Source organism: Clostridium sp. KLE 1755 (assembly GCF_000466465.2).
GTDB classification, from domain to species: domain Bacteria; phylum Bacillota; class Clostridia; order Lachnospirales; family Lachnospiraceae; genus Eisenbergiella; species Eisenbergiella porci.
The window spans coordinates 11,216-31,890 of record NZ_KE992726.1; the positions used below are offsets into that span (position 1 = coordinate 11,216).

Here is a 20,675-nt window from a genome sequence, read left to right on the forward strand (position 1 = left end):
GGACAATATGTCCCAGGCGGCAAGCCTGTACCGGGAAGCCTATGGCGGAGAAGAATATAACGAAAATGTGGCCGCTGCCGCCGCTGAATATTATAACAGGGCAATAAAGCGGATCAATTATATCTCAGAAATTCTGCAGGGCGAGATGCCTACGGATGATTCCATAGTTATTACTACGGAAAACGATGCGCCTGGCTTTAAAGAGGATACCGGAGAAGGGGGAACGCAAACGGGTGATACCGGCGCCGAAGGCGGTGAGGACGGAACCCCGGCTGCGGAATAACCTTCTGAAGGCTCCATGGAGTATGGAAACAGAAAAAACAAAAAGTCTTTCAGTGCTTTCGCATTGAAGGACTTTTTTTAACGGTCATTTTATCTGTTTTCCCTGCAGGTCAGCTCTGTTACCTCCAGCTTGAATATACAGGCATTCTCCGGCAGAGAGCTTTGGTCTTCCGCGAATTTTCCGGGAATGTAATGGGCCAGGATATGCTTCAGCGCAGTCCTCTTCTCTTCCTCCCCATTTAAAAAGACAGGCCTTCCGCAGCCGAAGGCGGAGCTGTAAAGCATGGTATATTCACTTCCTCCCACCGGAAGCATGCAGTGGTTGGCATCCATCTGAAAGGTTATTTCCTCCGCTGCTTCCTCTGCTGCCTTTATCAGGGCCGTCTTCTTTTCATCCAGCCTGCTCTGGAAATAAAAAGTGAACTTACCGTTAAGGAAAGTATAACCAAAGCAGAGAGGCACAATATACGCCCTGTTTCCGTCAACAAGCCCCAGACGGCAGGTGTCGCAGCTGTCCACGGTCTTTAAAATACCAGCAAGCTCCCGGACTTCTTTTTCTTTTTGTATCATTTTCAATTTTCTCCTCTAATTCCAATAGGCAGTGTTCATTCTGTCATATACGGTATCCATCAGCTCCACGGTCTGCTGCCGTTTGTTGGCACTTTCGGCAGGATACACCGGAGGGAGTATTTTCAGGGTAAGGCAGGGCCTGCGCTTCAGGATACCAATCAGGCCGCTGGGCTGTCTGTAGGAAATCACCATGGGAAGTACTGGCACGCCGGTTTCACAGGCGGTAAGGAAGGCTCCCCGTTTGAATCCGCGGATTCCCTGATAATAAGGATGCAGCACCACCTCCGGATAATAATGGAGCAGGTTCCCGTTCTGCACCCATTTCCCCGTTGCCTCCATAAAACGTTTGAAACCCTGCTTGCTCTCCGGAATTGGAATAGCTCCCAGCAGACGTATAATATGGCGTATCAGCGGTATCCTGAAGTTGGATTCCAGCGTGGGGAAACATACATTACGGCTGCGCAGCACATAGGAAACCATGATGCAATCCAGCAGATGCACATGATTGCATACGGTGACTGCCCCGCCCTTTATAGCCTTCAGATTTTCCTTTCCTTCTATTTTCAGCCCCCAGATAGGTTTGATTATCAGCGCTACCAGCAGGTAAATGATAAGGCGTATCAGCCCTCCGCCCAGGATAAACAGAGGATTTGCAGGAAAAAAGTTATAATTTTCCCGCACCTTGAAACGAAAGGGCGTCCACATCTTAATCAGATGCTTTTCTTCATATACGACACCGTCCCTGCTCTTGCCTTCCTCCGTGAATTTCCTGCAGTTTTCAATCCGCCGGTTTTCCCTGTGAAAATCTCTCAGTTCCTCTTCAAACATCTGCTCCATTTGCCGGACACAGCCGTCCAGAGCGAAATTCTTTCCATGTTCGCTGTATGCTGCTTCCATACGCGCGCGCTCTGCAGGTTCACTCAGCCAGTAATCGATCTTTGCGGCAAGATCGTCGCTGCTGCCGGCCTGGAACAGGCTTCTTTCATCCAGGGCAAACTGCGGAGTAGCCGATTTGGGACTGTTGGCGATTACCGGGACGATACCGCTGGAAAATGCCTCAATACAGGAGATAGCCTCTATTTCCGCATCTGCCGCATGGACATACAAATCCGTTTCGGAAAGCAGGTTCACCAGCTGTTCATGGGAGAAGAACCGCATGATTGGTTTATTGGTCAGCTTCCGGGAACGCAGGCGGTAGCTTCCGTATTTCAGCCCCTGTCCTGCAAGCACCAGCTGAATACGTGATTCATATCGGGATTTGGCGATGGCGTCAATCAGCACATCCTGCCGTTTTTCATTGGAAAGCCTGCCGATCATGAGCACAATGAATTTATCCTTAAGCTTATCTGATTTCTTCTTTTTCCGGTAAACAAAGTCCGGATCCACACCATTGGAAATCACATGCAGCTTTGCAGTGTAGTGATTCGCCTTCAATTCCTCCGCTATAAACGTGCTGGGGCAATGGATATGGCGGAAATTTTTATAAAAATTATCCCAGAAAAAACGGTACAGCCAGGCATTCACATTCTTCTGGCGGCCCAGATGCAGCGTATAGGTAATGTTCTCCGGCTGCACATGGAATGCGGCGGTATGGGGCACGCCCATTTCCTGAGCGATATGCAGCCCTCTTATGCCGAGCCAGAAGGGAAGCAGGAAATGCACCAGATCCGCCCAGCCAATGGCTTCCTTAAGCACCTCTTCATCCGGCTTGGCAAAAACCATTCCCTGCTTTGTTACGATATGGTGTACGATAGGCGGCAGGAAATATTCCTTCACCAGGTACTTACCATTGCCGGAATTTCCTGTACTGACCACTCTGACCTCATGTCCGTGTGCATTCAGCGTGTGCGCCAGGCGCTGGGCAGTCATTGTGGTTCCGTTATTTCCTCTGTCATATTGATCGATAACTAATAATATTTTCATATTTATTTACCAGGTATATTTCTTAAAATGCAGTTCTCTCAGGTCGCGCGCTATCAGATAAGCAGCGGCATTCACAAAGAGAAACACCAGCAGGTTTACCCTGAATCCATGGCTGCCGGGGATCAGCGCATTGATTAGGAGTGTCAGAAGAAGCCAGCCTCCGTATACCAATATCTGGAAAAGCTTCTGCCTCATATGGAACAGCCTTTGGTAGAAATATTTGGATAAAAACCATGCAACCAGGGGAATGACAGCCAGTTCAAGCACATAGGTCAGGGACATGGGGATAAGCAGCACCGCATCCTTCCCGCCTGACAACGCCGAAGCTGCCACCACTGCAACAAGAAGCAGATGATAACAGCAAAATACCTGCACGGAACGCTCTAATGTAAAAATATACCTTTCATAGGCGGTCTGATGCTCTTGCATATTACCGGCTTTTTTCCGGGCATATTCCTCCGGCGGACAGCCCAGCGCCTCCTCCATGGACTGTTCCTTTTTGATGGCGGCCTTTGCAGTTTTTACCAGTTCCTCCCTGTTTTTTTCCAGTTCATATGCACACATGCCTTCTTCCTGGAGATACTCGCTGATTTCTGTGATGATATCTCCATATTCAGGCTTCAGATATAAAATATCCTGTGCATTGCTCTTTCTCATTTTCGCATATCTGGACATTGCGTTTCTCCTCTATTCTTCCGTTTTTCCCGCTATAAACAGTTCAAAAGCATCTTCCGGCATGGGCTTTGCAAAATAATAGCCCTGACCGATATCACAGTGTATGGAATGTATGAATTCCGCCTGGGCCGCATCCTCCACCCCTTCCGTTACCGTAGTAATCTGAAGCTCCCGTGCCAAAGTGATGATATTTTTCATAATGATATCCCGCTTTTCCTTCTCAGCCGTGTCGGAAAGGAAAACTCTGTCCAGCTTCAGTTCGTCAATATCCAGCTCCTTTAAAATATTCAAAGAAGAATATCCGCTTCCGAAATCATCCATGGAAACGGCAAAGCCCATCTTGTGCAGTTCCCGGACAAGAACCTTCATTTCATCCAGATTATCCATGGTGATGCCTTCCGTTACTTCAAGAATGATACGGGAAGGATCACAATGGTATTTATGGATAATCCGCTGAATCTCATTCAGGTAATCCGCTTTATAGAACAGGATTCTTGACTGATTGACCGAAATACAGATATCGGCATACCCGTTTTTCTCAAGCCGGTTCAAAAAGGCGCAGGCTTCCTCCAGCATATACATATCCAAATCAGTAATAAAACCGTTTTGTTCAAATACAGGTATAAATTCGTCAGGATATATCAGGCTGCCGTCAGGACGTATCCAGCGCACAAGAGCCTCTGCGCCGCAAACCGCCGAAGTATTCAGAAGGACCTTGGGCTGCAGGTACATTTTGAATTCCCTGTTATCCAGGGCAGCGTGCATGCACTGCTCGATTTCATTGCGCTTCACTTCTTTATCATGGAGGCCGTCGCCATAAAATACAGTGGTGCTGTCATGGTAGCCTTTTGCATTTTTCAGAGCCAGATTCGCCCGATCCCAGAAAACGTCAACGTTGATTTTATTGCTGAAGGACTCAATTATCTTTACGCCGCAGTTGCAGAGAATATGATACTCCTGCACATCGTCAAGCTGGCAGGAGGCAATGGTATCCACAAGCTGCTTCAGACGGTCCGTCAGGGCCTCTTTGCCGCTATAGTGCAGGAGCAGGGCGAAACGGTCAGAGTTGTCACGGCAGCAGAATTCTTCCTCCTGAAGCATTTGGTTGCAGGTATTTGCAACATGCTGCAGAAGATAATCCCCCTTCTGGTATCCAAACAGCTCGTTTACAAACTTAAAATTGGCAATATCCAGAAGAACCAGCGCATAATTGCTGTCCTTCTCCAATTTTGCAGAGGCCAGCTCCATAAATCGCGCCTTATTATAAAGCCCCGTCAGCTGATCATAATAGGCCATCCGCTGCATGGCGTTGCGGCTTCCGCGGATGATGATATAAATATAACTGAACAATAGAACGAGAAGCAGGATAATAACGGCAAAAATACAGATAATCATTCTCGTCATCTTAACAAAATTCGCATTCAGCGCGCTGCGGGGAACCATACATAAAATGTACCAGCCATTCTTGCCTATCGGGGTAAAAAACATCCAGTATTTTATCTTATTATAGGTAAACTGGGAAAAAAATTTGGCACCCTCCTGCAGCTTCGGCAGTATCTCCTCTTTATCACTGATTCCCAGGATAGCGGATTCAAAAATGCTCCGGATATCCCCCTCTTCCAATATCTGATGAGCGGATCGGATAATAAAATCCCCCTGCTCATTGATTATATGGAGATATGCATTCCCGCTGAATATGGGCTGATTGATGATTTCTGCAAAGGTTTCTGAGGAATTCGCTGCGGTAAGAGCGCCGATCAGCTCCCCATTTTTATAGACAGGGACCGCATAGCAGTTAACATAACCCTCTCCGAAATTATCCGGAAGGGTATCAGATACAGAGCTGCTACCTGCCAGGGCCTCCCGGATAAAGGCTTCTTCTCCAAGATAGACATTTTCCACCCGGACCCCCTGCATATCAACAAGATCTCCTCTTCCGTCGGGTTTGACAAATCCCATACGGATGAAATCATTCTGATAATTTTCTGTCTCCAGAATGTCCATAACCTTGTCCATATCCATGATATTGTTTCCGATTATGGTTGCCAGGGCCTCCAGCGTCTGCAGATTTCCTTCTATCTGCTTTATCATGGTATTCCTGTACTGCTCCGTCACTTCATCCAGATAACGTTCCGCTTCATTTTTCTGTGCCCTGCTTAAGGTTTCAAAAGCCAGAACTGCGGTTAAAACAAGTGCTGTAAGGATTCCTGCCGCTACGCTTACCGCCACGATAATCTGTTTTTTCAGGTTCCTGTCCTCTTTCATGGTCTTCTCCAAAAGCGAATGGTATTTCGCCTTTCCATGTATGTATTTGTTGTGCATAAATGTCAGACAATATGCTTATTATAACCTAACCGATCATTTTTGTACAGCTTATGAAAATTCAAAAAGGAAACCGCCGGCCGGACTGCCTGCGGTTTCCCTGAGAATCATCTGTTAATATAAAGTTTAAGAGCCTTAAGCATTCCTGCGGTTTTCTTTAATTGCCGCCTGTGCAGCTGCCAGTCTGGCAATCGGGACACGGAACGGTGAACAGGATACATAATTCAGTCCGATATTATGGCAGAATTCAATTGAGGAAGGATCTCCGCCATGCTCACCGCAGATGCCCAGCTTGATATCCGGACGTACCTTGCGTCCCTTATCAGCGGCCATCTTAATCAGCTGGCCTACGCCGTTCTGATCCAGCTTTGCAAAAGGATCGGCTTCGTAAATTTTGCTCTTATAGTAATCGACCAGGAACTTTCCGGCATCGTCCCGGGAGAAGCCGTAGGTCATCTGGGTCAGGTCATTGGTTCCGAAGGAGAAGAACTCCGCTTCTTCTGCGATTTCGTTGGCAAGAAGCGCCGCACGGGGAATTTCAATCATAGTTCCGATATGATAGTTAATGTCGGAATTTTTCTCCGCCTTTACTTTCTCTGCGGTTTCCACAACCACATCCTTGACGAATTTCAGTTCCTTCTTATCGCCTACAAGAGGAATCATAATTTCTGGAACAATATGGTAGCCGTTTTCTTCGTTTACTTCTATTGCCGCTTCCATAACAGCCCTGGTCTGCATCCTTGCAATTTCAGGATAGGTTACGGAAAGACGGCAGCCTCTGTGCCCCATCATGGGATTGAACTCATGCAGGCTGTCACAGGTAGCCTTTACTTCCGCTACAGTCAGGTTCATATCTCTTGCAAGATCCTCAAAATCCTTTTCCTCCGTGGGAACGAACTCATGAAGCGGGGGATCCAGAAAACGGATGGTAACAGGGTTGTCCTGCATTACCTCATAAATCCCTCTGAAATCACCCTTCTGGAAAGGAATCAGCTCATTCAGGGCTTCTTCCCTGGCTTCACAGGTGGTGGAAAGGATCATCTTACGGATCTTCGGAATACGTTCAGGATCAAAGAACATATGCTCCGTACGGCACAGGCCGATGCCTTCCGCGCCCAGCTTCAATGCATTGGCAGCATCCTCAGGGGTATCGGCATTGGTTCTTACCTTCAGCACACGGAAAGAATCCGCCCAGTTCATAATACGTCCGAAGTTGCCGCTGATGGTAGCATCTTCCGTTGCGATATCGCCGTCGTAAATCTTACCGGTAGAACCGTCAAGAGAAATATAATCTCCTTCATGATAAGTCTTGCCGCCAAGGCTGAATACTTTAGCTTCTTCATCCACTGTAATATCACCGCAGCCGGATATACATGCGGTGCCCATGCCTCTTGCCACAACAGCCGCATGGGAAGTCATTCCTCCGCGTACGGTAAGGATACCTTCGGCAGCATGCATTCCTTCAATATCCTCCGGTGATGTCTCAAGCCGTACAAGAATGACCCTCTCTCCCCTTTCATGGGCTTCCTTCGCTTCTTCCGCGGTAAAATAAACCTTGCCTGCAGCGGCGCCGGGAGATGCGGGAAGAGCCTGTCCGATAACGGTTCCGGCCTTCAGGGCATCCGGATCAAAGGTTGGATGCAAAAGCTGGTCCAGAGACTTGGCTTCAATACGGAGAACAGCTTCTTCAGGGGTAATCATGCCTTCGTCCACCAGATCGCAGGCAATCTGCAGAGCGGCGGGTGCCGTTCTCTTTCCGTTTCTGGTCTGCAGGAAGTAAAGCTTTCCTTCTTCAATGGTAAACTCCATGTCCTGCATATCCCTGTAGTGGTTTTCCAGCTTATTGGCTATTTCAATAAATTCTTTATAGCATTCGGGCAAATCCTGTTCCAGACGGGTAATGGGCTGGGGAGTCCTGATTCCGGCCACAACATCTTCGCCCTGTGCGTTGATGAGGTATTCTCCGTAAATTCCCCTGGCCCCTGTGGAAGGATTCCTGGTAAATGCAACACCGGTACCGGAAGTATCGCCCATATTTCCGAATACCATGGACTGTACGTTAACTGCTGTTCCCCAGTCGCCGGGGATATCGTTCATTCGGCGGTATACGATGGCACGTTCGTTGTCCCAGGAGCGGAACACAGCCTTTACGGCCTCCATCAGCTGGATCTTGGGATCCTGAGGGAAATCCTCGCCCATCTTGTCCTTGTAGATCGCTTTGAAGCGAGTGATGACTTCCTTCAGATCATCAGCGGTCAAATCCGTATCATAATGAGCGCTCTTGGCTTCTTTAATCTCGTCAAGAACCCTCTCAAACAATGATTTGGGCACTTCCATGACCACATCTGAAAACATCTGGATGAATCTCCGGTAAGAATCATACGCGAATCTGGGATTACCGGTCTTCTTTGCGAAGCCTTCCACGGAAATATCCGTCAGCCCCAGGTTAAGAATGGTGTCCATCATGCCCGGCATAGATGCCCTGGCACCTGAACGTACAGATACAAGCAGCGGGTTCTCGGTATCGCCGAATTTCTTATTCTGGAGCTTCTCCAGTTCGGCGAGCGCGGCAAAAATCTGATCCTTAACTTCATCAGAAATCTGCTTTCCGTTGTTGTAGTAATCCGTACAGGCTTCGGTTGTTACCGTAAAGCCCTGCGGAATTGGAAGTCCCAGATTGGTCATTTCTGCCAGATTGGCTCCTTTTCCGCCAAGAAGATCGCGCATGTCCGCATTACCTTCTTTGAATGAATAAACCCATTTTGCCATCTAATCAGTTCCCCCTTTGAACGAAATATTTGGTATAGGTTTGCGGAACGTTTTTACGCGTTCCGCTCTCGTATTTCCATTATATCACAGTTCTTCCTGGAACGCACGTTAATTTTTGTTGTTTTTTTAATAAATTATAAATAATATATTCAAACTCCCAATAAAACATTCATTTGTGGTGCTGTTTTTTAAATTATTTTGTTGTTTTACGCGATGCTTTATGTGGATTTTTCTGTTTTTATTATGTAACCGGTTTCTTTGAAAAAGGCTGACAGTGTCCGTTGTACACAGAAAAGTTGTACTATGGGTCGGATCCATCAAAAAAAGCACCCTGCCTGCTGCAGGATGCTTTTATCCAATGGTAAAACAGTTGTCTTTCTATATCAGAAGTCGAATTTATCTGCAAAATAAGCGTCCAGCTGATCGATGGCCACCCTCTCCTGTTCCATGGAATCACGGAAACGCACGGTTACACAGTGATCTTCCTCGGAATCAAAATCGTAGGTTACGCAGAAAGGAGTACCGATTTCATCCTGACGGCGGTAGCGCTTTCCGATGTTTCCTCTGTCATCGAATTCACAGTTGTACTTTTTGGAAAGCTGCTCATAAATTTTCTCAGCGCCCTCGTTCAGCTTTTTGGAAAGGGGCAGAATACCGATTTTCACAGGAGCAAGCGCGGGATGGAAATGGAGCACGGTACGCACATCCCCCTCACCGATCTCTTCTTCATCGTAAGCTGCGCAAAGGAAAGCCAGCACAACACGGTCCGCTCCCAGGGAAGGTTCGATAACGTAAGGAATATATTTGATATTCTTCTGATCGTCAAAGTAAGACAGATCCTGTCCGGAAACATTGGCATGCTGGGTAAGGTCGTAGTCCGTTCTGTCGGCAATGCCCCACAGCTCGCCCCAGCCGAAGGGGAACAGGAACTCAATATCCGTAGTCGCTTTGGAATAGAAGGAAAGCTCTTCCTTATCATGGTCACGGACACGCATTTCTTCAGGTTTGATTCCCAGGGTCTGCAGCCAGTCGATACAGAACTGCTTCCAGTAAGCAAACCATTCCAGATCAGTGTCGGGCTCACAGAAGAATTCCAGCTCCATCTGCTCAAATTCACGGGTACGGAAGGTAAAGTTTCCGGGAGTGATTTCGTTACGGAAGGATTTGCCCACCTGGCCGATGCCGAAGGGAATCTTCTTTCTGGAGGTACGCTGTACGTTTTTAAAGTTCACAAAAATACCCTGTGCGGTTTCAGGACGAAGGTAAACCGTATTCTTCGCATCCTCGGTAACGCCCTGGAAGGTCTTGAACATCAGGTTAAACTGACGGATATCCGTAAAATTATGTTTGCCGCAGCTCGGGCAGGGAATGTTATGTTCTTTAATGAAATTCATCATTTTTTCCTGATCCCAGCCGTCAACGGAGCCGTCCAGCTCTATGCCGTTGTCCGCAGCGTAATCTTCAATGATTTTGTCCGCACGGAAACGCTCGTGGCATTCCTTACAGTCCATCAGCGGATCGGAAAAGCCGCCCAGATGGCCGCTGGCCACCCATGTCTGAGGGTTCATGAGAATGGCGCAGTCAACACCCACATTATAAGGATTTCCGGTGATAAATTTCTGCCACCATGCCTTCTTCACATTATTTTTCAGCTCCACGCCCAGGTTGCCGTAATCCCAGGTATTGGCAAGGCCTCCGTAAATTTCGGACCCGGGGTATACAAAGCCTCTCGCTTTGGCCAGAGCCACAATTTTTTCCATTGTCTTTTCCATTTTTTCTCCTCCTGCTTTATCCGTTATGCTTCTTTCTATTTAAATATGATATAGGAAAGGGATTCCCCATTTGTCACCGTTGCCGTCCGGTCATCCGGTCCCATGGTCACATCATCGCTGATGTAGAGTATGTCGCCATAGGTTTTCACCGTGGTGGTTTCCCTTACGACTGCGATATGCTTCTCTCCCATGTCCAGAATATCCTGTTTGTTTATTGTCGCGCCTTCCTCTTTGACGCTGTTAAGCGTAATGTCAAGATCGTATCCTGCATTGAAGGCATCCTTTACCGTACCTGAGAAAAGCGCCTGACGGTACAGGCCTGTGTAATCCTCCGACTTCCTGAAGGTCATTACCAGATGGACAACGCCGTCCGTCACTTCCGCGGACTGCAGCTTGATATTATCGCTGCCGGCGCTTTCGTTATATCCCGCAATCATGCTTTCTGTAGTGGATTTCAGTTCATCCAGATCATAATAGCTTTCACTGAAGTCTTCTATGATGGATTGGACGATTTCTCCGTTTTTCTTTAATTCCAGTGTCGTAGTTTCCTCTTCCTCCGCTTTGGAACCACAGCCTGAAAGGAGCAGGGCCGCACCCAGAACGGTAAGAAGGAACAAATTCATTTTTTTCATACTTGCTCCCAACCTTTTGCCGTATGTCTGCCATATCCTAAACATTATATCCGACCTATCCCGGATTTTCAACCCAAACTTGTCAAAGGCTTTTGAGTATCTCCAGGCTTTTAAAGTTTCCATCCAGCGATTGTCTGCAATAATAAGCGGCCAGCCGGCTCAGTTCCTGAAGGACCGGGGGCGTGACCGTAAATGTGTAGAGCTTTTCAACCGGCGAATTTACAATATACGATACGGCATACAGAGTGGACTCCAAAAGTTTGTCCCCATTGGGGATTCCCGGAAACTCTCCATTGATCGCAACCGTCTTGATTTCGAATATGTAGCGGACCAGCTCGTGGGCCAGGCTCTTTGCACACAGGGCGCGCAGAGACTGGTACAGCAGCTTCAGCAGTTCCCTTTCGTCGTTGTTTTCCCTGGTACAGTAATCACATACTTCCAGAAAATACATTCCGTAATAGGCCCCTTCATAATCTGAGCGGAGGCCTTCAAAATAATTGGAGATGAAGGTCTCCGCCAGTGTATAGGAGGAACGGCCGGCATACAGCCGGAATTCGCCGAAGGAGAAGGGATTGGTGGAGGCCATAAAACGGTTGTTCTGTTTCCTGGCCCCTCTGGCAAAGGCGGCTATCTTGCCCCGCTCCTTCGTCAGGATCACTACCCTTCTGTCATATTCCCCGATAGGTTCCGCTTTCAGTATGAGTCCTGTCACTGTGAGCAACTCCTGCATTCTTGTCTGCTTCCCGCCCTTCCCTTTCGTCTTTTTCCGCAGTAGACGCGGCGTACCTGAGATAATCCTCTACTTTTCCTGTTGCGCAAAAACTTTTCCAGTTGTCTAAATCGCTCATCCTTCACCCAGTCCTCTTCTGTTTTTTGTGAGAGCACCAGGCTCCCTAAAGGCACTACAATAAGTACTCTATTAGGGTTCGCTTTTTTGGATTTTCTATTCGGCGTCTTTCGGATTGTAGCCAAAATTTTTCAAAAGGAAATCACTGTCGCGCCAGTCCTTTTTCACCTTGACCCAGAGCTGGAGATTCACCTTGCACTGGAGCATATCCTCTATTTCCGGACGGGCCTTGGAGCCGATTGTCTTAAGCATCTGGCCTCCCTTACCGATGATGATTCCCTTATGGGAATCCTTTTCGCAGATGATGGTAGCGTCGATATCCACAATATTTTTCCGGTATTTCATGCTCTCAATGGCCACTGCAATGCCATGGGGAATTTCTTCGCTCAGGCACCGGAGGGCCTTTTCCCTTATCAGCTCGGCCACAATCTGGCGTTCCGGCTGATCCGTGACCGTATCCTCGTCATAAAAGGGCTGGCCGTAGGGCAGATATTTGAAAATACAGGAAATCAGCGTGTCTGTATTGGTGCCGCAGCGGGCGGATACAGGCACAACCTCCGCAAAATCCAGTTCTTTGCGGTAGGTGTCAATGGCAGGGAGCACATCCTCTTTTTTTACGGTATCCGTTTTGTTGATGACAAGGATGATGGGTGTCTTTGTTTTCTTCAGCTGCTCTATGATGTGGCGCTCCCCTGCCCCGATGTAGGTGGTGGGCTCCACCAGCCAGAGAATGACGTCCACATCGCCCAGCGTGCCTTCGGCGGCCTTGAGCATATAGTCGCCCAGCTTGTTCTTGGCGCGGTTGATTCCGGGGGTATCCAGAAATACGATCTGGCCTTCGTCAGAAGTATATACGGCCTGGATGCGGTTCCTGGTCGTCTGGGGCTTGTTGGAGGTGATGGATATTTTCTGGCCCACCAGACGGTTCATCAGGGTGGATTTTCCCACATTGGGGCGCCCTATCAGCGTGGCAAATCCGGATTTGTATTTTTCATTTACCGGCTTGCCGGCTGAAAGCAGTTCCTCTAAGTCCATTTAGTGTTTCTCCTCATTCTTTTTGGTTTCCGGTACGTCCGTTTTACCTTCCTTATCCGGGGCCATGGGAGCCGGAACGGCTTCCCGGGCCGGATTCCTGTTGTCCGGACCTCCTGTGGGAGGTGCGAAAGGCTCCTGCCTGCTTCCGGGAACGGCAAAACGGGGATCGTTTTGCTGCATGGGGCCGGGACGGTACGGCGTTCCGTATTTTTTCCGGTTCTCTTCTTCCCGCTTTCTGGTAATGCGGATTATGATTCTTAAAATAATTATAATAATCAGAATGATAATAACAAATACGAAGAGAACGGGCAAGGAAATTATGAAGCCGATTCCAAATTCTTTTAATCCATGTCCGACACGGTACATATTTTCCGAAAATCCGGTGCGGATCCGTTCCCAGGTTCCTTTTTCTTCCTGGGGAGTCAGGCGTGTCACTTCGTTTATGTACAGATACACGGTGCTGTAGTTCACCTGATTATCCATGGAACGAAGCTGCGCTTCCATGCTTTCCAGCTGGTAACGGACTTCGGTAAGACGGCTTTCCAGGGTAATGATGTCTTCAATGGTTTCCGCCTGCTCCATCAGCGAAAGCAGCCGTTCCTGCTCCTGCCTGAGCATTTTCCTGTGGCTTTCCAGATCCACATACTGGAGCGTGACGTCTTCCACCGATTCCTGGCGGGAAATCACATTGGATACCTCGTCCACACGGGTAACAAAGGAATCCAGCTGATCGGCGGGAATACGAAGCGTCAGGTTTGCGCTGCGGCCGCCGATGCTGTTTTCGTTATAGGACTCAAACTGTTCAATATATCCGCCCAGCGCGGCCACCTGTTCCTGGATGTCAGTTACCAGCTGTGTGTAGTCTTCTGTTTCCACGGTCATATTTACGTTTTTAATGAGTTTTCTGCCGGAAGCCGCTTTTTCATCAAGCTGTGCGCCGGATTCCTCCGGCGCCGCCTCTTCGGGATCCATTTCCGCGGAATAATTGGAATATACGCCGCCGGCATCATAAGCAGCTGCCTGGCCGGTGGAAATGTCTTCCGTTGTGTTTGATTTGCTGCTGCTTCCGCAGGCGGCAAAAATAAGGGAAAGCAGGCAGGCTGCCGCCGCTGCGGTAATTCGTTTCATCCGTTTTTTCATAAGAGTCCCTCCCGTATCGGTCTTTAATACAGATTTTCCAGTGTTTCAAACATCTCCTGTTCTTCTTTGATTTTAGCATCATTTCCCACAACGCAGATACAGTCGGCTTCCATAAAAGCCCTGATATGCGCGGCCAGGGAACGGATAGCGGCGGCGTTGGCGCCAAGCAGCTCATCCCGTTCCCGCTGATAGTCTTCGAAGGTCTGATTGGTCAGGTAAGCGCTCATGGCGCGCAGCCCCTTTGCCGCAGGATTCATGGGGGTATCCATTTCGCTGATGGCTCCGATGATATACTGGGTCATGGTCCTCTCGTCTCCGTCAAAGCCTTCCACGAATTCAGCGGCACGCTCATACACCTGTACCGTACTCTTCAGGTTCGGATCACGGTAGGATACGAAATAGCTGTCCCCGCTCTTGCCGAAAGCACACATACAGCCATAGGCGCCGCCCTTGACGCGGACCTCCTGCCACAGATATTCGTAGCTCATCATCACCTTCAGCACGCGCAGCGCGCCTGTATAGGAAAGGCCTTTGCTGATGAAATTACCGGCGCGGCATACATATTGTACCTGGGATGCGGACATAAAGCCTTCATTTTTCCTGACAGGCTCAATGAGAAAAGGTCTGTGCTCCACAGGCTCTGTGTGAAGCGACTTTTTCACCTGTCCGGCCAGGCTGATGAATTCTTCGTAGTGATCCTGTGTGCCCACATAGTCAAGCAGCAGGTTCTCCGGACGGAAAATATACTTCATCAGGGCTTCCAGCTTGTTCTGCAGATCCTCTCTGCAGCTGTCAAAATTCTTCTCCAGATGATCCACCAGGCGGTAAAAAGGCATGCCGTTGATCTGCTCCTGAATGGCCGCAGGCCTGGAAAAATAAGACATGGCTCTGCTTGCGGCAACGGAATGTCCTGCGGAGATCAGGTTGGACTGCAGTCTTGATTTTAATTCCGCCAGGATTTCATACAGCCGCTTTCCATCGTCGAAACGGGATTTTAGCATGATTTCCTGAACCAGCTCCACTGTTTTGGGAAGATTGTCCTCCAGTGTCTTGGCTTTTATTTCAAAGGTGACTCTGCATTCGGAAAGTTTCTTCGCATTGGTGAAGAAATTGGTGACCGGAACGATACCGCCGGTCTCCATGTTGATTTCATGGAACAGCTCCCCGTAAGTGAAGTTTTCGGTATCCACATAGCCAAGCACGGATTTCAGAATGCCGATATAGGGGAACAGATCCTCCGGCACCTGCCCCACGTCAAACAGGAAACGCAGGTAGCTGATATGGTTGGTAAAAATATCATGATACATCACTGTGGTATCACCCATGCTGCGGATATCATTAATAAGCGGCTCCGCTTCTTTGCGAATATCCTCACGCTTCAAAAGAGGAATCGTTTCCAGCGCTTCTTTGGAATCCGGCGTTTCCTGGTATTCCAGCAGCGCGTGGGTTTCTTCTACGATTTCCCCGATCTGCGCCGGCTCCATGCTTTCCTTTAAGGCAGCCAGCTTTTCCTTCAAAAGCTTCTCCCTCTCTTCTGCCAGCCCTTTTTTGGGGGACAGGGTGAGAATGCTCTTGTGTGTATTGTGGATCATGCATTTATCAATCAATTCTTCAAAATAATCGGTTTCGGCCTTTTCACGCAGCGCTTTGTAGGTTTCTCCCGCTTCGATATGGATGAAGGGCAAGGCATCATCGTAAAGCCAGCTGTCAAGCACCTGAAGCCCATACATCAGTCCCGCAGGATACGAACCGAAGTCTGCCTCCCTGTAACGGAATTCGTAATAATTCAGTCCGGCGCGCAGCGCTTTTTTATCAATTCCTTCTTTTGCAAGGCGGGAAAGCTCTTTTTCGATGCATTCCACAAATTCCTCCCTGCGGTCCAGGTTGGCATTTTTTGCCACGATGGTAAAATAGGACTGGCGGATGCCGCTTTCGTAGTAGCTGTAAATATCCTTGCCGATCCCTTTATCCAGAAGCGCCTGCTTCAGGGGCGCGCCGGGAGCGCTGCAGAGGGCATAGTCAAGAATCTGGAAGGCGATATACTGTTCTCTGTCCAGGCTGTCTCCCACTACCATGTTATAGGTCAGGTAGGTGTTGTCCTCCTCGGGTTCATTTTCCGTAATGGGGTAAAACTTTCCGGCCTCCACGCATTTGTCAAAGGGCTTCTGGAAGGCCACCTCGGAATCTACGGAAAAACGGTCAAAATGAGACAGATAGGCCTGATCCAAATACTCCAGCTTCTCGACCATGTCCATATTTCCATAGAGGTAAATATAGCTGTTGGCCGGATGGTAATACCTTCTGTGGAAATCCAGGAACTGCTCATAGGTCAGGTCGGGGATCGCTTCCGGATCACCGCCGGATTCGTTGGAATAGGTGGTGTCCGGGAAAAGTGTGTTGGTGATTTCACGTTCCAGCACGTCGTCGGGGGAAGAAAATGCCCCCTTCATTTCATTATATACAACACCGTTTATGGTCAGCTCATCCTCAGGGCTTTCCATTTCATAGTGCCAGCCTTCCTGTTCGAAGATTTTGCGTTCCGTATAGATATTGGGATAGAAAACCGCGTCCAGGTATACGTGCATCAGGTTCTGGAAATCCTTGTCATTGCAGCTGGCGATGGGATATACGGTTTTATCGGGATAGGTCATGGCGTTCAGGAAGGTATTCAGGCTTCCCTTAGCCAGCTCAATAAAGGGGTCTTTTACCGGGAAATCCCTGCTTCCTTCCAGTACGGAATGCTCCAGGATGTGGGCAACGCCGGTGCTGTCCTCGGGCGGGGTACGGAAGCCGATATAAAATACTTTATTTTCATCATCATTGGAAAGCAGTGCAAGACGGGCTCCGCTTTTTTTGTGCTCCAGCAGGTAGCTCATGGAGTTCAGGTCTTCGATTTTTTTCTTTTCTACGAGTCTGTAGCTTGTCAGTTCTTCAATTTTCATGCAATTATGTCTCCTACTCTTTTACCCATTCCGGATGCGGCGGTTGGCAGAATCCGGTAATATTCTTCAGTATATCACTTTTCGCAAGTTTTATAAAGGTAATTTCCTGGGGGTGAGCCGGGGTGGGTCGCCGATAATGAGAGAGCCCTGCGCCCCACAGGACTCTCTCATTATCGGCGGCAGGCAGGTTGTGTAGTGAGGAAGGGATGAAAGGGAGCTTTGGAGCTGTAGAAATGTCCGCTGAGGGAGAAAATGGGGAAGGAAAAGCCGGAAGTGTGGGCTTCCGGCAAGAATTTGAGGTGAGTTTTTATTTAGGGGGGTGGCGCAAGAGATTACAGGGGGGCTTTTTTGGGGGCCTGGGGAGGGAGGATGGCGGCTCGGAGGAGTTGTTTCCTTATCTGGAGTCCGAGGACGTAGGCGAGGATAAGGGACAGGATGTCTTTGGGCAGGTAGGGGACGGATACCAGGAGGGCTGACTCAGGGAAGTTCATGCCTGTGAGGAGGCTGAACTGGAGGGTGCCCAGGAGGTGGCAGGCGATGAGGCCGAGGAGGCCGGTTGCAACTCCGAGGGGTTTATTTTTCAGTGTGGCTCCTGCTCCGCAGAGGAGGGCGAGGAAGAGAAAGCCCCAGATGAAGCCGCCTGTTTTTCCGGCAATGATGGCGAGGCCTCCGGTGAAGTTTGAGAATACGGGGACTCCTACTGCTCCCAGAAGTATGTATATGCCGGTTGCGGCTGTTCCGAGCCTGGCTCCAAGGACCGCGCCTGTTAACGCTATGGCAAAGGTCTGGAGTGTGATGGGGACGCCTGAGGGCATGGGAATGGCTATCTGGGCAAGCACCGCTATGACGGCGGCAAACATGCCTGTGATGACTATGGTTTTTGTTGTTAATTTTCTTTCCATTTTTTTGTTCTCCCTGTCTGGGAATTTCTCCCTTGTTTTCCGGGAAAGCAGAAATAGACTTTCTTCCGGTTATGGTGAAAGTCTATCATTATTTTTTGCGATTGTCAACCAAATATTTTATATGGTTGACAATCGTTTTTATTCCCGCGAGCAACGAGCCAAGTAGCCATGCTTGCATGGATATTTGGCGACTGCCGCGAGGGTCAGATACCCCGTTGCTTGCAACGGGGTATTTGATTCAGTTAATGCACGCTTATACGACGATGGCGCCAAGGCCAAGCTTGCTGATGTGCATTTCTTCCACAATGGTGGTGTCTTTTTTGTCGTGGAGTTCTTTGCTGGCTACGATTTCTTCGATGGAGTATTCCCGGTTGACATAGCCGGCTTTTTTGTGTTTGCGGCCGTCTGCGGGCTGCCATACGCTCATTTTAAAGCGGGCCTTCATTTTCTTGCAGGCCTTGAAGGAGGCGCTGTCGGGAGTCATGTAGAAAATGTGGTTTTCCGGGGTGGTATCGGGGGCTACCTCGGTGAGGAGAATGCGGACAATGACCTCCTTCAGCTTGTGAGGGACGTTGTCATCCTCAAGCATTTCCTCGTAGGTATATCTGGCTCCGATATAAACGTTGGTTAAATCCTGTATTACGTATTTAAAATCCTGGTCTGCCATAGGGTATCCTTCTGTCCGGTGGGACATTTCAGTATTGTACAGTGTATGTTACAGCTGGGTTCCAGAGGTATCAATGTCTTCTATGCTGTCTCCGGAAAACTGGACGGCTTCTTTGATTTCATACAGGGTCATGCCCGTTTCGTCGGCCAGCTCCTGTATGGTAACCTTGCGCCCCAGGCTTTCCGCAAGCTCTTTGGCCTGGTCTGCCACCTGGTTCACCTTTTCCGCCATTTTATTGCCGGTTTCTTTTTCCTGGACGTTTACGGTGATATAGTTTTCCATGGCTTCCATAATCATGCTTCCCAGCATTCCCTGGGCTTCCGCGGCATTGGATGCGGTCTCCAGCATTTCCACCGCCATGGTAAGCGCCACATTGCCTTCTCCGATGAGATCCTCAAGCAATGCGCCCTGTCCGGCATAAAGCTTGGAAAGATCTACCACCTGGGGCAGATAGATTTCAATCAGTTTCTGCTTGGCATCCATATCTCCTGCCATGGCGGAAAGGGTAACTGCTTCTCTTTCACCTTCTGTAAGCTCCTCCAGGAGCGCGAGGCTTTCCAGATAGGAGTCCAGATAATTGATTTCCTCTTCCGACAGGTAATCCTCAAGAGGAAGGGGCTCTCCGATGCCTATTTTCTGGTTTTTCAGATAATCGTATACCATCTCCAGCTGCTTGTCATCAAAACCCAAAGGGGCAAAGGCTTCCTTTACCTGTTCTTCACTGATGCAGTTTCCCTGCTGTCTTGCGAGCTGTTTTATTTCTTCCAGCGTTTTTGCAAACTGCTGTTCCTGATTCATAATAGTCTCTCCTGCTTTGTTTTTTTGTTTCGGGCAGGCCTGCGCTGCTGCCCTTACCCGGTGCGGCAAGCACCCGGCCCCACCGGGCAGTGCAGCTGCAGGCAGTTCCCCTGTCCTATCTTCCGGCCTCATGGGGAGGTCTTACGTGTTCGTGGGTATACAGATGGTACTGGCAATATTCATAATTACCGAAGCATTTGGAGCAGAAACGGAATTCCAGCGTGGGATCATCCTTTTCCGTCCGGCCGCAGATAGCGCATTTATGCTTGGTAATTCCTGCCGCCGACTGGGTTTGTTTTTTAAATTCATGTCTCCGTTTCATCTGTTTTGGGGACATATGGATATGGTTCCTGCTTGTCAGGAAGAATACCACAAAGTTAAGCAGTGAGGAACCGATTACCACCCAGGTCACCAGGCCGCCTGTCAGGCACTCAAATACAAGCATGGCTCCGTAAACAATGCCCAGCCATTTTACCTTGATAGGGATAATGAACATGAGCAGGACCTGCATATCGGGAAAAGTAGCCGCATATGCAAGGAAAATGGACATATTGATGTAATAGGTGCTGAAGGCGCCGAAATTAATTCTTATACCGGCAATAAGGCAAAATATAAAAAGCAAGAAACTACCGATAATTGTAAAAAACATACCTAAAAACAAATATAAATTATAACGGTACGTTCCCCAGGTCCGCTCAAGCTGCGTCCCGATGGAATAATAGAATACCAGCATTATTGCCGTAAAAAAGAAATTAGATAAGCTGGGTGGAATGAGAATCCAGGTTATGAGCCGCCACACTTGTCCATGGAAAAAAATTTCAAAAGGATCAAGCGTCAGATAATTTAAAAAAAGAGGATTTATCCTTGCAATCAGATAACCTACCGCATAACATATAATTAAATACAAAGAGATGTTCGGAATGGCATACTTCCCGAATTTTCTTTCAAATTTGCTGGAAAAATTGCTTCCCATAATCAAACTCCTATCTGCGATTTACGCGATTCTTTTTAAGCTGCTTTCAAGCGTCCGCGCAGTATTCCGGCAAACCGTTAAACAGTGCGATTTTACCCAAAAACCAACTGTCCCACAAAAACCAACCGTACTGCAAGCGAATATATTCTATCATCTCACCCCGAAAATGTAAACGAATGCAGCTCCAATTTCATAAATGTTATAAAAACTTTAGAATTTCACAAGCCTGCATCTGCTCCTGCTGCAGCCTTTGGCATCCGCTTTTGCGTGGTCCCGCGGCGGGGATGTTTTTTCCGGTTCCTTTTCAGGCCATGGAGATGAGACCTAAAATTATGGAAGGCTTTCCTGACATAATTTTTGCCAGGGCTCATCGCAATGTCCGGCCTGGCTGGAACAGGAAAAAACATCCCCGCCGCGGGACCACGC

The 20,675-nt window shown here is 48.6% G+C and carries 16 protein-coding genes; 1 reads left to right on the forward strand and 15 read right to left on the reverse strand.

Annotation, left to right across the window (positions count from 1 at the left end; translation table 11 throughout):
• On the forward strand, window positions 1-283 hold a 283-nt coding region (locus HMPREF1548_RS30045), incomplete at its 5' end, for a hypothetical protein (protein ID WP_021637449.1).
• A gap of 89 nt (window positions 284-372) precedes the next feature.
• Here the strand turns inward: HMPREF1548_RS30045 and HMPREF1548_RS16330 are convergent.
• From HMPREF1548_RS16330 to HMPREF1548_RS16405, 15 genes are all read right to left on the reverse strand, one after another.
• Entirely contained in the window at window positions 373-852 is a 480-nt protein-coding gene (locus HMPREF1548_RS16330) for a pyridoxamine 5'-phosphate oxidase family protein (RefSeq protein ID WP_021637450.1), read from the reverse strand.
• A 15-nt stretch (window positions 853-867) separates the two neighbouring features.
• Window positions 868-2,775: a glycosyltransferase gene (locus HMPREF1548_RS29065; RefSeq protein WP_021637451.1), complete on the reverse strand. Its 1,908-nt coding sequence runs from the start codon at window positions 2,773-2,775 to the stop codon at window positions 868-870.
• A gap of 6 nt (window positions 2,776-2,781) precedes the next feature.
• Window positions 2,782-3,450: a hypothetical protein gene (locus HMPREF1548_RS16340; protein ID WP_021637452.1), complete on the reverse strand. Its 669-nt coding sequence runs from the start codon at window positions 3,448-3,450 to the stop codon at window positions 2,782-2,784.
• A 12-nt stretch (window positions 3,451-3,462) separates the two neighbouring features.
• Window positions 3,463-5,715: a bifunctional diguanylate cyclase/phosphodiesterase gene (locus tag HMPREF1548_RS16345; RefSeq protein WP_035322505.1), complete on the reverse strand. Its 2,253-nt coding sequence runs from the start codon at window positions 5,713-5,715 to the stop codon at window positions 3,463-3,465.
• A gap of 192 nt (window positions 5,716-5,907) precedes the next feature.
• Window positions 5,908-8,541 carry a pyruvate, phosphate dikinase gene (ppdK, locus tag HMPREF1548_RS16350; protein WP_021637454.1) on the reverse strand — a complete coding sequence of 878 codons (2,634 nt, stop codon included), beginning with the start codon at window positions 8,539-8,541 and terminating at the stop codon, window positions 5,908-5,910.
• A 383-nt stretch (window positions 8,542-8,924) separates the two neighbouring features.
• Entirely contained in the window at window positions 8,925-10,313 is a 1,389-nt protein-coding gene (locus HMPREF1548_RS16355) for a glycine--tRNA ligase (protein ID WP_021637456.1), read from the reverse strand.
• A 35-nt stretch (window positions 10,314-10,348) separates the two neighbouring features.
• Entirely contained in the window at window positions 10,349-10,945 is a 597-nt protein-coding gene (locus tag HMPREF1548_RS16360; RefSeq protein ID WP_025490027.1) for an LptM family lipoprotein, read from the reverse strand.
• Window positions 10,946-11,027: 82 nt separating this feature from the next.
• Window positions 11,028-11,675, reverse strand: coding sequence for a DNA repair protein RecO (recO, locus tag HMPREF1548_RS16365; protein WP_021637458.1), 648 nt, complete (start codon window positions 11,673-11,675; stop codon window positions 11,028-11,030).
• Between the two features lie 213 nt (window positions 11,676-11,888).
• Window positions 11,889-12,827 carry a GTPase Era gene (gene era / locus HMPREF1548_RS16370; protein WP_021637459.1) on the reverse strand — a complete coding sequence of 313 codons (939 nt, stop codon included), beginning with the start codon at window positions 12,825-12,827 and terminating at the stop codon, window positions 11,889-11,891.
• Entirely contained in the window at window positions 12,828-13,967 is a 1,140-nt protein-coding gene (locus HMPREF1548_RS16375) for a DUF4349 domain-containing protein (protein WP_021637460.1), read from the reverse strand. It abuts the gene before it with no gap.
• 23 nt (window positions 13,968-13,990) lie between these two features.
• Window positions 13,991-16,909 carry an insulinase family protein gene (locus tag HMPREF1548_RS16380; RefSeq protein ID WP_021637461.1) on the reverse strand — a complete coding sequence of 973 codons (2,919 nt, stop codon included), beginning with the start codon at window positions 16,907-16,909 and terminating at the stop codon, window positions 13,991-13,993.
• Window positions 16,910-17,241: 332 nt separating this feature from the next.
• Entirely contained in the window at window positions 17,242-17,811 is a 570-nt protein-coding gene (locus HMPREF1548_RS29070) for a biotin transporter BioY (RefSeq protein WP_083493002.1), read from the reverse strand.
• A 253-nt stretch (window positions 17,812-18,064) separates the two neighbouring features.
• On the reverse strand, window positions 18,065-18,478 hold the full coding sequence (locus tag HMPREF1548_RS16395; protein ID WP_021637464.1) for a hypothetical protein: 414 nt from the start codon (window positions 18,476-18,478) through the stop codon (window positions 18,065-18,067).
• A gap of 48 nt (window positions 18,479-18,526) precedes the next feature.
• A complete protein-coding gene (locus tag HMPREF1548_RS16400) occupies window positions 18,527-19,276 on the reverse strand; it encodes a sigma-70 domain-containing protein (protein WP_025490031.1) in 750 nt (249 codons plus the stop codon).
• A gap of 115 nt (window positions 19,277-19,391) precedes the next feature.
• Window positions 19,392-20,249: a DUF1751 domain-containing protein gene (locus tag HMPREF1548_RS16405; RefSeq protein ID WP_021637466.1), complete on the reverse strand. Its 858-nt coding sequence runs from the start codon at window positions 20,247-20,249 to the stop codon at window positions 19,392-19,394.
• Window positions 20,250-20,675: the final 426 nt, after the last annotated feature.